This window comes from Stenotrophomonas sp. ATCM1_4, from assembly GCF_004348115.1.
Lineage (GTDB): Bacteria > Pseudomonadota > Gammaproteobacteria > Xanthomonadales > Xanthomonadaceae > Stenotrophomonas > Stenotrophomonas capsici.
Window position 1 is genome coordinate 387811 of record NZ_QPFB01000001.1, and the last position, 14158, is coordinate 401968.

Below are 14158 nucleotides of genomic sequence, written 5' to 3' on the forward strand. Positions count from 1 at the left end.
TGAACCGGGATTCTGTGGTTCAGCTGCGGGATTTTCCGCCTCTTGCAACCCCCAGCCGATGGCCCCATAACGGGGCCATCGGCTTTTTTATTCAGCCTTCCCCGAATTCAGTGGAGCCCGCCATGGCGCAGTCCCAACTCGAAGTCCTCGACCTGCCGGTCCTGCCGCTACGCGACGTGGTGGTGTTCCCGCACATGGTCATTCCGCTGTTCGTCGGACGCGACAAGTCCATGCAGGCGCTGGAACGCGCCATGGAGGCGGACAAGCGCATCCTGCTGCTGGCCCAGAAGTCGGCCGAAACCGACGACCCGGCGGCAGCGGACCTGTACACCGTCGGCACGCTGGCCCAGGTGCTGCAGTTGTTGAAGCTGCCCGACGGCACCATCAAGGTGCTGGTCGAGGGCCTGTCGCGCGTGAGCGTGGACAAGGTCTACGAGCAGGACGGCGCGCTGCAGGGCCACGGCGTGGAGCTGGAGTCGGACGAGTCGCGCGAGCCGCGCGAGATCGAGGCGATCGCCCGCTCGCTGATGTCGCTGTTCGAGCAGTACGTCAAGACCAACCGCAAGCTGCCGCCGGAGCTGCTGCAGACGCTGGCCGGCATCGAGGAGCCGGCGCGCCTGGCCGACACGATCGCCGCCCACATCGGCGTGCGCCTGGCCGACAAGCAGAAGCTGCTGGAAACGCTGCAGGTCGGTGACCGGCTGGAAATGCTGGTCGGCCTGGTCGATGGCGAGATCGACGTGCAGCAGCTGGAGAAGCGCATCCGAGGCCGCGTGAAGTCGCAGATGGAGAAGAGCCAGCGCGAGTACTACCTCAACGAGCAGATGAAGGCCATCCAGAAGGAACTGGGTGACCTGGACGACGCGCCGGGCGAGCTGGACGAGCTGGCCCGCAAGATCGCCGAGGCCGGCATGCCCAAGGCCGTCGAGGCCAAGGCGAAGAACGAGCTCAACAAGCTCAAGCAGATGTCGCCGATGTCGGCCGAAGCGGCCGTCGTGCGCAACTACCTGGAATGGCTGCTGGGCGTGCCGTGGAAGAAGCGCACCAAGGTGCGCAAGGACCTGAAGGTCGCCCAGGACACGCTCGACGCCGACCATTACGGGCTGGACAAGGTCAAGGACCGCATCCTTGAATACCTTGCCGTGCAGTCGCGCGTGAAGCAGATGAAGGGGCCGATCCTGTGCCTGGTCGGGCCGCCGGGCGTGGGCAAGACCTCGCTGGGCCAGTCCATCGCCAAGGCCACCAACCGCAAGTTCGTGCGCATGTCGCTGGGCGGCGTGCGCGACGAGGCCGAGATCCGCGGCCACCGTCGTACCTACGTCGGTTCGATGCCGGGCCGCATCGTGCAGAATCTCAACAAGGTCGGCAGCAAGAACCCGCTGTTCGTGCTCGACGAGATCGACAAGATGTCGATGGATTTCCGTGGCGACCCGTCCTCGGCGTTGCTGGAAGTGCTCGACCCCGAGCAGAACAACGCCTTCAACGACCACTACCTGGAAGTGGACCTGGACCTGAGCGAAGTGATGTTCGTGGCGACCTCGAACTCGCTCAACATCCCAGGCCCGCTGCTGGATCGCATGGAGGTCATCCGCATCCCCGGCTACACCGAGGATGAGAAGCTCAACATCGCCACCCGTTACCTGGTGCCCAAGCAGCTCAAGGCCAACGGCCTGAAGACCGAGGAACTGTCGGTCGAGGAAGACGCCATCCGCGACATCGTGCGCTACTACACGCGCGAATCCGGCGTGCGCAACCTCGAGCGTGAGATCGCCAAGATCTGCCGCAAGGTGGTCAAGGAGATCGCGCTGGCGGGCCCGCAGGTGGAGAAGAAGGCCAGGAAGGGTGCCAGGAAGCCGAAGGCGCTGGTCGTGGTCGACGGCAAGAACCTGGACAAGTACCTGGGCGTGCGTCGCTTCGACTTCGGCCGCGCCGAGGAAGCCAACGAGATCGGCCTGGTCACCGGCCTGGCCTGGACGGAGGTCGGCGGCGACCTGCTGCAGATCGAGTCCACCCTGATCCCGGGCAAGGGCGCGGTGACGCTGACCGGCCAGCTCGGCAACGTGATGAAGGAATCGGCGACCGCGGCGCTGTCGGTGGTGCGTGCGCGTGCCCAGGCGCTGGGCATCGACGTGGACTTCCTGCAGAAGCACGACGTGCACCTGCACGTGCCCGACGGTGCCACCCCGAAGGACGGCCCGAGCGCCGGCATCGCGATGGTCACCTCGCTGGTGTCGACCCTGACCAAGGTGCCGGTCAAGGCCGAGGTGGCGATGACCGGCGAGATCACCCTGCGCGGGCGCGTCACCGCCATCGGTGGCCTGAAGGAAAAGCTGCTGGCCGCGCTGCGCGGTGGCGTGCGCACGGTGATCATCCCCGATGAGAACCGCAAGGACCTGGCGGACATCCCGGCCAACGTCACCCGCGATCTGAAGATCGTCCCGGTGAAGTGGATCGACGAGGTGCTGGACATCGCATTGGAGTCGCCGCTGGCGCCGAAGAAGACGCGTAAAACTGCGCAGCGTGTCACTGTCCGTGGCAAGTCCAAGGCAGCTCCGAGTGCGCGCGTCAAGCATTGAAATGTGAACGCAAAACCCCCCGAAACCCGCGCCGTTATTGGCTTTTCAGCTTGCGTGGGTAGGGGGGCGCTGGTATAAAAGTGCCACTCGCGCACACGCTGTTCTGCGATGTGGTGTGAATGCAGGATCTCCGGTCGTTGCCTTGCCATAGCGGCAGCGACCCACCCAACTATTCCGCGGATTTGCCGCAAAGGGAGTTTTACAGAATGAACAAGACCGAATTGATTGATGGCGTTGCCGCTGCTGCTGACCTGTCCAAGGCCGAGGCTGGCCGTGCAGTTGACGCTGTCATCGCCGAGATCACCAAGGCCCTGAAGAAGGGCGATGCCGTGACTCTGGTGGGCTTCGGTACGTTCCAGGTTCGCGAGCGCGCCGAGCGCACCGGCCGCAATCCGAAGACCGGCGAAGAGATCAAGATCGCCGCTGCAAAAAATCCTGCCTTCAAGGCTGGTAAAGCCCTGAAGGACGCTGTAAACTAAGCGGCTCACCGGGGGTGCTTAGCTCAGTGGTAGAGCGTCTCCCTTACAAGGAGAGGGTCGGGGGTTCGAAACCCTCAGCACCCACCAATAAGCACCAACGAAAAGTTTGAAAGTGGAGCGGTAGTTCAGCTGGTTAGAATGCTGGCCTGTCACGCCGGAGGTCGCGGGTTCGAGTCCCGTCCGCTCCGCCACTTCATACCGGCCCCTGAGCGATCGGGGGCCTTGTTTTCTCGAAACCACTTTGGTTGAAGGAAAACTAAAAAAGTTAATGCGGAGCGGTAGTTCAGCTGGTTAGAATGCTGGCCTGTCACGCCGGAGGTCGCGGGTGCGATGGCCGCATAGCTCCACTTTTGGCAGCCGCTAAAAGCGGGGGGATTACCCGACGTCCTCGCAAAACCCTGATCCACTCGGATCAAGGCTCGCAGTACGGAAGCGATGCATGGCGGCGTTTCTGTAAAGACAACCGCCTTGAGCCAAGCATGAGCAGACGTGCCAACTGCTGGGACAACGCGGTCGCTGAGTCCTTCTTCAGCAGTTTGAGAAAGGAACGGATCAAGAAGTGCAACTGCGCGAATCGCGACATGGCGACCTCGGGCATATCCGACTACATAGATGGGTTTTACAATCCAACACGCCGCCACGGCCATCTAGGCGGGGTCAGTCGTGACGAGTTCGAGGCAGCGCATCGCCACCCTCGGTCAGGTGTCCACTAAATCCCGGGAAATCTCCTTCTTCATCTCGATCCAGTCGATGATGATGGCGTACCGTCAAGCATGGCATTTCAATTTCAAGACTCACTCCGCGTTCGCTCTATCCATGGCGATCCTGCAGAGTTGTGCAGTACTGGAATTTGTATGTGTCGGATCTTTAACTGATGAATCCATGCTCTAGCTGAGGACCGCACATTCAATGTGGCCAAGCGCATGTCTAGGCGCTTCAGCGATCAAGTCCCGGGGAGCTAGGAAGCGCATTCAAGGGACAGGACGGCATCCAGGACCAGTGATGCTGCAGTGCGGCGAAAAATGGTTGCAGCTGATTGAATCTCCACGCAGGTTCAAAGGGTTGGGCGGCTGGCATAAATGTCGATTGACAGCGTTGTCAGTGTGCGCGTACAAGGGCAGCGTTCGTGGAAGTGCCAAAACAAAGACAACTAATTGGAATAGAGGGGAGAGAGCCTATGACCAACTACTGCAAGCAGGGGGCACTTGCGAGTGCAATTCTTGCGTCCCTGATCGCCATGGCGGCAGCGCCATCCGCCGCAGCCCAGTCTGCCGCCGAAGATCAGGCCGCACCGAAGGCCGAAGAGGCACGGGGCGCATCCACGCTCGATACGGTTATTGTCACTGTCGAGCGCCGCGAGCAGGATCTGCAGAAGTACGCGGGTACTGCTCAAGCGATCTCCGCCGATGACACGCGGGCCTTGGGCATCAATAACGAGCTCCGGAACATCCAGGCGATGGTCCCGGGCATGAGCATGGCAAACCAGGAAGGCAACCTGGAGATATTCATCCGTGGTGTGGGTTCGTCGAACAACACCGAGCTTGGCGATCCCGGTGCAGCGCCGCATATCAATGGCGCCTACATCCCGCGTCCGAGAGGACTGGGCGGGATGTTCTATGACGTTGAGCGAGTGGAGATCAACAAGGGTCCTCAGGGTACTCTGCGGGGACGCAACGCGTTGGCCGGCACGCTCAACATCATCACCAAGCGCCCGGACCTGGACGCCTTTGGCGGTTACGTACAGGCCGAAGCGGGGAATCGTGACCATCGAGGAGGCGAATTCGCTCTGAACATGCCGCTGGGTGGTTGGGCGGCCATTCGTGTGGCGGGATACAAGGTTGAGAAGGACTCGCCCTTTGAAAACGCAGGCAGAGCGCAGAATCTCGACCCGGCCGGGATCCAGGATGAGCGCGGCGGACGCGTGTCGTTCCTGTACCAGCCGGACGACAAGCTGTCGGTGTTCGCCATGGCTGACATGGGCAAGGAAGGGGGTACCGGCTACCCGGGTGCCAACGTCTATACCGCCGCGAAGGCAGGCTACATGCCTGATGACGTCGACCTGCGCAAGGTTGTCTACCGTGGTGCACAGGGAAAGCTTGACAGCACGAACTGGGGTGCCCAAGCCAATGTGACATACGACTTCGGTGCGGTGGCCCTGGAGTACAACGCCAGCTATCGAGACGTGGACTATCAGCAGACCAACGCCCAGAGCGAAGGGATTCTATGGCCAGGTCGCAACATCGATCAGGCATCTTCCAGCAACCCGGGTGGCATCGACTACGACAACTACTCGACGCAGTACTGGATGACGCAATCCCAGTCGTACATCCACGAGCTGAGATTGTCATCCGGCCAGGACCAGCGCCTTCGTTGGACGACCGGTCTGTTCCACTTCAATGAAGACCAGCAGGTCGGATACCTCTCCCTGGTCGACAAGGGTAGGTGGTACTCGGGTACCGAGTTCACCATGCCAAAGGTCAACGGTCGCTCCTCGGCGGCATTCGCTGATGGCACCTTCGACGTAACCGATCGCCTACGCGTAAAGGGTGGCCTGCGCTACACCGAAGAAAAGAAGTCCCGTTACGGCATCGGTGGAAACTGGGCGCTGGGCTTGCCGGGTGTGGGCGGTGACTTTGCCACCCGTCTCGGTACGGAGGGTTTCGAGCCGGCTTTCATGAGTCGCCCCAATTTCGACGTCAGCAACATCACCTCCCAAGCCGACATGGCGCGCTTCCTGCTGCAGGGCATCCTGAAGCACGGCCGCAACGACACCATCTTGGAGCAGATCGGTGCTGTTCCCAATGGCGGGAGCTTTGGCTGCGTGGATCGTCCCGACATCGGCGGTGACACGGTCGATTGCCCCTACCAGAGCTGGGTGCAGGTCAGCGGCATCCCGGCGCAGCAGTTCGGCAAGAGCAAGTTCAGCTTCACCGATTGGCGTACCGGCTTCGAGTACGACCTGGCTGAGGACCACTTGCTATATGGCCTGATCTCCAGTGGGCACAAGGCGGGTGGCTTCAACGACACCTTCGACCCGGAGGAGATCCCCGAGACATTCAAGCCCGAGTCCATCGTGGCTTATGAGATCGGCAGCAAGAACTCGTTCCAGATGCTGGGCCGGACCTCCACCTTCAATGTCAGCGGCTTCTACTACGACTACAGCGACCAGGTGTTCCAGGATCTGGCGGTGATCGCGGTGAACGAAAGAGGGGAGGCTACCGGCTACTCGTTGGTCAATCGAAACGTCGGCAAGTCGGTCGTATATGGTCTGGAGTTCGAGAGCGTGCTGCGCTTCCCGCACAACGTCATGCTGAACCTCAACGCGCTTTGGATGGACAGTGAGGTCAAGCGCGGCACGGTCGCTGACGTCCGCAGCCAGAACTATGACGCTGGTGGAGCGACGTCGATGATCGACCTGTCCGGGAACGAACTCCCGCTTGCGTCGAAGCTGACCTTCAATGCGCGCCTGCAGCACACCATGGAATTGCCGTTCGGCACGCTGGACTGGCAGGTACTGGCGTCCTATCGCTCGGCGTTCTACCTGACCCAGTACAACAATCGGGATGTGCAGTTCATCAGGGAAGACCCGACGACACATGCAATCATCCTGGATCATACCGAGAGCGCCCGGCAGGCGGGCTTCCCGGACCGTCAGAAGGGTGCCACCACCGTCAATGCCGGCGTTGGATTTACCTCGCTGGATGGACATTGGCGCGTCGAGGCGTGGGGCAACAACCTGTTGGACAAGGATGTATCTCAAAAGGCCTTGGTCGGCTCCGGGATCGACGTGCGCTTCCTCAACGATCCGCGTAGCTACGGCCTGCGTCTGCGCTATCAGTTCTGACCCGTCCGTGTTGTTCATCCTGGGGCGGATCGAGATCGATCTGCCCCAGGCTTTACCCGTACATGGCGCAAAGCCAGTCGCGTGCATTTTGGGGATTCCATGAAGCAAAAGACCCGCTGGTCACAGTTCGGCGTACTGATTACTGTGTTCTTCTTCTGGGGCTTCGTAGCTGCCAGCAACGGGATACTGATCCCCGTCTTCAAGAAAGCGTTCGATCTCACGCAGGCGCAGAGCATGTACGTAGCGATAGCGTTCTACGTGGCCTATACGGTGGGTTCGTTGATATATGCGGCGGTCTCCAAGGCGATCGGGTCCGATCTCCTCAACCGGGTCGGTTACAAGAACGGAATCTGTATTGGTCTGCTGATCTCGGCAGTTGGGGCATTGTTGTTCTACCCCGCGGCCAACCTTGGGTCGTTCAACCTGATGCTGTCGGGACTTTTCATCGTTGGCCTGGGATTCTCGTTGCAGCAGATTGCGGCCAACACGCTGGCCATCATCATGGGAGACCCTGCGACGGGGTCGCAGCGGTTGACGATGGCAGGGGGAATCAACAATCTTGGTACGACCATCGGCCCACTGCTGGTGAGCATCGCGATCTTTGGCAGTGTCGCCGCTGGCAACACCGAGGCCAGCATCGAGAGTGTCAAGACACCGTATCTGGTACTGGGTTTGGCTTTCGTGCTTGTGGCTCTGTTCCTGAAGTTCTCTTCGGTGCCTAATCACATCGACCTTGAGCAGCTATCGGCCGATGAAGCACAGGACAGCAGCAAGCTGATTCACCGGAAGTCTGCGTTGGCATACCCACAGTTGGTACTGGGGATGATTGGCATCTTCCTGTACGTCGGGGTGGAGGTTTCGACCATTGACAACTTGCCCGCCTATCTGGAGTTGCCGGCGGAAAAGGGAGGCTTGGGAATCGAGACAGCGCTGATTGCGCCGTTTGTTTCGTTGTACTGGGCAAGCTTGATGATTGGTCGCTGGGGCGGGGCCGCAGGCGCGTTCGACGTCAGCTCGGGTATCAGGAAGGCCTTGATGCTGGTCCTTCCGTTCATCGCCTTCGGGGTGTACCTCCTGGTTAATGCCGTGTCAGGCCATGATGCTTCCCAGTTCTATCACTACGCACCGGTCATTGCGTTGATGATCCTGGCAACGCTGGCAAGCAAGGGCAATCCTTCGCGGATGTTGTTGTACTTCGCACTGTGTGGAATCGCAGCCCAGCTGGTTGGCATGTTCACCACCGGCATGACCAGCGTTATTGCCTTCATCAGTGTTGGACTGTTCTGCAGCACGATGTGGCCGTGCATTTTCACTCTGGCCATCAGTGGGCTGGGAAATGCGACGAACCAAGGGAGCAGCCTGCTGATCATGATGATCATGGGCGGTGGCCTGGTGAGCTGGGCTCAGGGCACGCTTGCCGACAAGGTCGGTGTGCACTACAGCTTCGTGGTAGGCGTCCTGTGCTTTGCCTACCTGGCGGTCTATGCCGTCGTCGCGGCGCGTATCCTGCGGCGTCAAGGCATCGATCTGGACAAGCTGGCCGCTGCCGGTGGCCATTGATATCCACGTGGATATCGAGCAATCAGGGCGTTCTCCTGCTGCGTCGTTGCCGCCTCGCAAGTGGGCCTCCCCACCAGGTTCAGGGTGGGGGAGGGCAATGACTGCGCTGTCATTGGGAGTGGCTTCCCGGCAGGCAGATTGAGTTGGTCGGGCATCGAGCGCTGGCAAGGACCAGCGCTCGATGCCTTCAACGGCGCGCGCTTCCGGTGGATCGGCGAACCTGCAGGGTGTAAGGCACGTCAACCACACCGCCGCTGCCCATGTCGCGAATCTCCTTGAGCAGTTCCTGCGCTGCCATCCGTCCCATCTCGCGCGTGGGCTGCCGTATGGTGGTCAGCGGTGGATAGATCTGACGAGCGATGGGGGTGTCATCGAATCCGCATACAGATATGTCGCCCGGGACCGATAGCCCATGCTCGCAGACGGCACAGATGACGCCGGCAGCCATGTCATCGTTGGCGGCAAAGATCGCCGTGGGTCTCTCGGGCAGCTTCAGTAGCGCATTGGCGCCGGCGTAACCCGATTCGTACGAGAACTCACCATCAACCACCAAGGATGTGTCATAACGTAGTCCGGCGCGGCGCAGTCCCTCGCGATAGCCTGACAGGCGCCACATGCTGGCCCCATGGGCGGCATGGCCCTTGATATGGGCGATACGCGTATGGCCGAGTTCGACCAGGTGAGCCATGAGCGCGCAAACGGCGCCAATCTCATCGACCACGACGCCTACGTGCCGGTTCTGCTCTTTGGCGGAGATGCTGGAATAGGGAATTCCCAGAGCTACCAGACGTTCAAGCAGCCCGCTGTCGTCAGTGAGAGGGGGCGTGAGCACAACGCCATCGAGCTGTGACTGCATGACCAATGACTCGACCTTGGTCACGATATCCGCCGCGTCGTATACCAAGGGCGCGAGCATCAAGTTGTAATGCTGCGCCTGACATGCGTCGAGCACGCCGAGCTCGATCTCCATGAGGTAGTTCGACGAGGGGTTGTCAAACAACATGGCAACCAGATAGGAACGTCTGCCGGCGAGCACCCGCGCCGATGGCAGGGGGCGATAGTGGAGTTTCTCGACCGCGGCCTCGACGAGCTTGCGCGTCTGTTCGGATACATTTGGCTCGCTATTGAGCACCCTGGACACGGTCTTCATGGAAACGCCGGCTATAGCGGCCACGTCCTCGATGCGCACGCGTCCAGGCTTGCCTTCCGGTGCCTGGTTAGGTTGTGGCGCAGCCCGCTTATTCCCATTCATATAGTTCTCACTACCCTCCAGGCAGGGCTCTCGCACTTAGATGCGGATGCAACTTTAGTGGAAATTCTACTTGCCGCTCTGCAGCAAGCCATCATTGCGTATTGACGCTATTCTCTACCGGCCTGACAACGCTGTCATGGCGACACGCACAATCCTGTGCCCCCTTACATTCGTCGCGCTACCAGGAAGACCCTCGCTCATGAAGCCCAGCCTTCCCCCCCTTCGTCCCCATGCGAGCCTCAAGCCGTTGAAGCCTCTGGTGCTTGGCGTCGCCGTGGCCATGGCCAGCCTCTGCGTGGGCTTCGTACATGCGTCCTCCCACGAGGCCCCCGGCAGGATCAATCCGCAGCATTGGCCGCAGCCGTCTTGGCCATTGGCTCCCGATCCGACAGTGGAGAAGCGCATCGATGCCCTGTTGGCGACGATGACGTTGGAAGAGAAGGTCGGCCAGGTGGTCCAGGGAGATATTGCGAGCATCACGCCTGACGATGTGCGCAAGTACCGGCTCGGTTCAATCCTGGCCGGTGGCGGCTCCGACCCTGGAGGACGGTACAACGCCAGTCCGGCGGAATGGCTGGCATTGGCCGATGCCTTCTGGGAGGCATCGATGGACACACGCGGTGGTGGAAAGGCGATACCGATCATCTGGGGCATCGACGCCATGCATGGTCAGAGCAACGTTGTTGGCGCGACGCTGTTCCCACACAACATCGGTCTGGGGGCCACAAGAAACCCCGAGCTGTTGCGCGAGATTGCCCGTATTACCGCGATCGAGACGCGTACCACCGGGATGGAATGGACCTTCGCGCCTACAGTCGCGGTCCCGCAGGATGACCGATGGGGGCGCGCATACGAGGGCTATTCGGAGGACCCGGCGCTGGTCGCCAGCTATGCGGGCGTGTTCGTGGAGGGGCTTCAGGGCAAGGTCGGAGAAGCCGGGTTCCTCGATGACCATCACGTGATGACCACGGTCAAGCACTTCCTGGGAGACGGAGGAACCGATGGCGGAAAGGATCAGGGCGATACCACCGTCAGCGAGGCGGAGCTGCGAGACGTACATGGTGCTGGGTACTTTCCTGCGATTGAGGCTGGAGCACAGTCCGTCATGGCTTCCTTCAACAGTTTCCACGGTGAGAAGATGCATGGCCATCGTGTACTGCTGACCGACGTCCTCAAAGATCGGATGAACTTCGGTGGGTTCGTCGTCGGCGATTGGAACGGCCACGGGCAGATCCGGGGATGTACCAATACCGATTGTGCGAAGACCTACACTGCAGGGTTGGACATGGCCATGGCTCCCGACAGCTGGAAGGGCATGTACGAGAGCACATTGGCGCATGCGAAGGATGAAACCTTGCCAATCGCCCGGCTGGATGACGCCGTGCGCCGCATTCTGCGAGTCAAGTTCAGGATGGGCCTGTTCGAGAAACCCAAGCCCTCGGCGCGTGCGCTTGGGGGGAAGTTCGAGATGCTGGGTGCGCCGGAGCACCGTGCGGTTGCCAGGCGCGCGGTACGTGAATCGCTGGTCCTGCTGAAGAACCAGGATCACCTGTTGCCGCTTGCGCCACGCCAACGTGTGCTGGTGGCAGGGGATGGTGCCGACAACATGGAGAAGCAGGCCGGCGGCTGGACGCTTACCTGGCAGGGTGACGGTACACAGCGCGCCGACTTTCCCAATGCCGATACCATCTGGGATGGCCTCAAGGCGCAAGTGGAGGCGGCCGGTGGAAGTGCGGAACTGGCTGTGGAAGGGGCGTACCGCACCAAGCCGGATGTCGCAGTAGTCGTGTTCGGCGAAGAGCCTTACGCCGAATTCCAGGGTGACGTGCCCGATCTCACGCTCAAGGGCGGGAAGTCGGGCGACCTGGAGTTGATCCGGAAACTCAAGGCCGATGGCATTCCGGTCGTCGCAGTGTTCCTGAGCGGCCGCCCCCTGTGGATGAACCGGGAGATAAATGCTGCCGATGCGTTCGTTGCTGCCTGGCTGCCTGGTTCGGAAGGGGCAGGCATCGCGGATGTGCTGCTGCGCACGCCCACCGGCGCGATCCAGCATGACTTCAAGGGAACGCTCAGCTTCTCGTGGCCGCGTCGCGCCGACCAGTACCTGAATAATGTCGGCCAGAAGGGCTATGACCCCCAGTTCGCCTATGGTTACGGATTGACGTATGCCAGCGACGGGAACCTGGGCGCACTCCCGGAGGATCCGGGCATCGATCTGGATGCACGACGCACGAACATGCTGTTCGACCGCGGCGTGGCACCGGCCGGCATCTTGCTGCGCTTGGTTGGTACCGACGGGAAGGCAGTGGACGTCACCCATCCGAGTGCGGCCACGCAGGACAGGGCAGTGGTGATGACTGCAGTCAATACCAATGTGCAGGAAGGGGCGCGCCAGTTCGTCTTCGGTGGAAGAGGCGTGGTGGAGCTGCACGCCGCGCCTTCGCTTGACCTGACGCGCGAGACCAATGGCGATGCGCTGATGATCGCCAGTGTCCGTGTCGATCGGCTTCCGGCCGATGCGGATGTTTCCCTGGCGGCCCGTTGCGGTGATGCTTGCCAGGGTGACTTGCCGGTCAGGCGCGCGCTTGCGGAGCTTCCGGCCGGGAAGTGGGCGCGCCTTGGTGTGCCGCTCAAGTGCCTGGCCGCGGCCGGTGCCGATATGGGCAGGCTGGAGGTGCCCTTCGCCCTGCGCGGCAGTCCGGGAGTCACTGTCTCGCTGGACCACATCAGTGTCGGCACCGATTACGACGTACGGGTAGAGTGCTCGCCGCACTGAGAACGAGGCGGGGCCATGGCCCCGCCCCCTCCGGCGCGGATGGGAGTCCGCCGCGCGTATCGCCGGCTGCGTGCCGGTCCCCGGCGTCCTGCTGCTGATCAAAGCAACAGCAGTGCACCGATCAGTGCTGGTGGCATCACCAGTGCGCCGACACGCAGGAAGTCCAGCGCGCTGACATGCTCACCTTCACGGCGGAGTGCGACCAGCCAGAGCATGGTGGCAAGCGAGCCGGTGACAGAGAGATTCGGGCCAAGATCCACGCCGATCAGCAGGGCCGCACGTGTCTGTGCAGGCAGTTCGGCCATCTGTCCGAGTGAGCCGGAGGCAAGGCCAACCGGTAGATTGTTGGCCAGGTTGCTCAATGCCGCCGCCGTGGTGCCGGCTATCCAGCCGGCCTGGTGCGGCGAACCGTGTGCGATGGCTTCCAGCGCGCTGGCAGCAGACTGGATGATGCCCGTTTGTGCTACTGCTTCCACCAGCACGAACAGGCCGGCCACCAGCGGCAGCACGCCCCAGGACACATTGCGCAGGACCGGGAGTGGGCTGCATCGTCGGCGGAGGCAAACCGCGGCCAAGCTCAGCGCGCCGGCACAGAACGTCATCAGGCCCAGCGGCCCCCCCAATGCGGAAGTGGCCAGCAGCACCGCACCGGTGAACAGCACCCCGAACGCACTGAACCGGCCACCATCGGAGAGCGGGCGGTGCGCCGGGGTAGTGATGAGGGGCTGTGCGATTTCCCGTCGATGCACCCAGCGCAGCACGAGGTAGGTCGCGCCGATGGCAGCCAACGAGGGTAGCGTAAACTGGGCCAGCCACTGCGGCAGAGGTGGCATGTGCTCGCCGAACACCACCAGGTTGGCCGGGTTGGAAATCGGCAGCACAAAGCTTGCGGCATTGGCGATGAATGCACAGGCGAACAGGTAGGGTAGCGGGTTGGTGCGTGCGGCCTTGCATGCCGCGTAGACCGCCGGGGTCAGGACCACTGCCGTGGCGTCGTTGGAGAGGAAGACCGTCACCATCGTGCCGACCAGGAAGACCAGGTCGAACAGGCGCCGTCCCGAGCCACGGGCGTGCCTGATCGCAAACAGCGCCAGCCAGTCGAACAGTCCTTCGCGCCGTGCCAGCTCTGCCAGCACCATCATGCCGACCAGGAACAGGTAAACATCCCCTCCTTCGGCAACCGCACGAACGGTCGCGGGGACCGAAACGGTGCCGGTGAGAGGCAGCAGCGCGGCGGCGATCAGTGCCCAGACGAATTCCGGAATCCGGAAGGGCCGTAACAACAGGCCCGCAGTGGCGATGGCCACTGCCGCCCAGATGATGACAGGTGCAAGGGATGGAAGCATGGCGTGGGGCCTTGCAGCCCCTGCCTTTTCTGCCCGAGCGACCGTCTACGGAACGCATCTGGTCGATATGGGGCTGCTGTGGTGATAACTGCAATTGCCGGGAACGGCGGCATCATACCGCGTGCACTGCCCTTGCTTCTGCCAGGTATGGGAATCCTGCAGTCGAGCTCGCAGGTATGCAGGTGGCGGGGACGCATGGCGGAGCATTCCCCGTGTCGTGCTCCAGGAAGTGCTGGAATCACGTGCGGGGACGGGCGCCGCTCGAGGGTAAGCAGCGGCAGGTCCGTGCTGCCCGGAGGGTGAAAGGCGGGTCAGAACAGGTCGG

Annotated in this window: 7 protein-coding genes, 2 tRNA genes and 1 pseudogene; 8 read left to right on the forward strand and 2 right to left on the reverse strand. The window is 61.8% G+C overall.

Annotated elements, in window-relative coordinates; genetic code table 11:
* Window positions 1-122 precede the first annotated feature (122 nt).
* From lon to ATCM_RS01910, 7 genes and pseudogenes are all read left to right on the forward strand, one after another.
* On the forward strand, window positions 123-2576 hold the full coding sequence (gene lon / locus ATCM_RS01880; RefSeq protein WP_132862573.1) for an endopeptidase La: 2454 nt from the start codon (window positions 123-125) through the stop codon (window positions 2574-2576).
* 206 nt (window positions 2577-2782) lie between these two features.
* Window positions 2783-3055: an HU family DNA-binding protein gene (locus ATCM_RS01885; RefSeq protein WP_132862574.1), complete on the forward strand. Its 273-nt coding sequence runs from the start codon at window positions 2783-2785 to the stop codon at window positions 3053-3055.
* 12 nt (window positions 3056-3067) lie between these two features.
* Window positions 3068-3142 (forward strand) — tRNA-Val (locus tag ATCM_RS01890).
* Between the two features lie 27 nt (window positions 3143-3169).
* Window positions 3170-3246, forward strand: a tRNA-Asp gene (locus tag ATCM_RS01895).
* 189 nt (window positions 3247-3435) lie between these two features.
* Window positions 3436-3768 (forward strand): annotated as a pseudogene (locus tag ATCM_RS01900) (IS3 family transposase); the annotation flags it as partial.
* A gap of 464 nt (window positions 3769-4232) precedes the next feature.
* On the forward strand, window positions 4233-6899 hold the full coding sequence (locus ATCM_RS01905) for a TonB-dependent receptor (RefSeq protein WP_132862575.1): 2667 nt from the start codon (window positions 4233-4235) through the stop codon (window positions 6897-6899).
* Between the two features lie 99 nt (window positions 6900-6998).
* Window positions 6999-8459: an MFS transporter gene (locus ATCM_RS01910; protein WP_132862576.1), complete on the forward strand. Its 1461-nt coding sequence runs from the start codon at window positions 6999-7001 to the stop codon at window positions 8457-8459.
* A 187-nt stretch (window positions 8460-8646) separates the two neighbouring features.
* On the opposite strand, the gene ATCM_RS01915 is transcribed toward ATCM_RS01910, so the two are convergent.
* The gene (locus ATCM_RS01915) at window positions 8647-9711 is read right to left on the reverse strand and encodes a LacI family DNA-binding transcriptional regulator (protein ID WP_132862577.1); all 1065 of its coding nucleotides are present in this window, start codon (window positions 9709-9711) and stop codon (window positions 8647-8649) included.
* Between the two features lie 280 nt (window positions 9712-9991).
* Between ATCM_RS01915 and ATCM_RS01920 the strand changes: the two genes are divergently transcribed.
* Entirely contained in the window at window positions 9992-12487 is a 2496-nt protein-coding gene (locus ATCM_RS01920) for a glycoside hydrolase family 3 protein (RefSeq protein ID WP_243694070.1), read from the forward strand.
* Between the two features lie 98 nt (window positions 12488-12585).
* Here the strand turns inward: ATCM_RS01920 and ATCM_RS01925 are convergent, their stop codons facing one another.
* A complete protein-coding gene (locus tag ATCM_RS01925; protein WP_132862579.1) occupies window positions 12586-13833 on the reverse strand; it encodes an arsenic transporter in 1248 nt (415 codons plus the stop codon).
* Window positions 13834-14158 lie beyond the last annotated feature (325 nt).

Coding starts and splice junctions, on each gene's coding strand:
- lon (WP_132862573.1), top strand. CDS start 123: ATGGCGCAGTCCCAACTCGAAGTCCTCGACCTGCCGGTCCTGCCGCTA.
- ATCM_RS01915 (WP_132862577.1), bottom strand. CDS start 9,711: ATGAATGGGAATAAGCGGGCTGCGCCACAACCTAACCAGGCACCGGAA.
- ATCM_RS01920 (WP_243694070.1), top strand. CDS start 9,992: ATGGCCAGCCTCTGCGTGGGCTTCGTACATGCGTCCTCCCACGAGGCC.
- ATCM_RS01905 (WP_132862575.1), top strand. CDS start 4,233: ATGACCAACTACTGCAAGCAGGGGGCACTTGCGAGTGCAATTCTTGCG.
- ATCM_RS01910 (WP_132862576.1), top strand. CDS start 6,999: ATGAAGCAAAAGACCCGCTGGTCACAGTTCGGCGTACTGATTACTGTG.
- ATCM_RS01885 (WP_132862574.1), top strand. CDS start 2,783: ATGAACAAGACCGAATTGATTGATGGCGTTGCCGCTGCTGCTGACCTG.
- ATCM_RS01925 (WP_132862579.1), bottom strand. CDS start 13,833: ATGCTTCCATCCCTTGCACCTGTCATCATCTGGGCGGCAGTGGCCATC.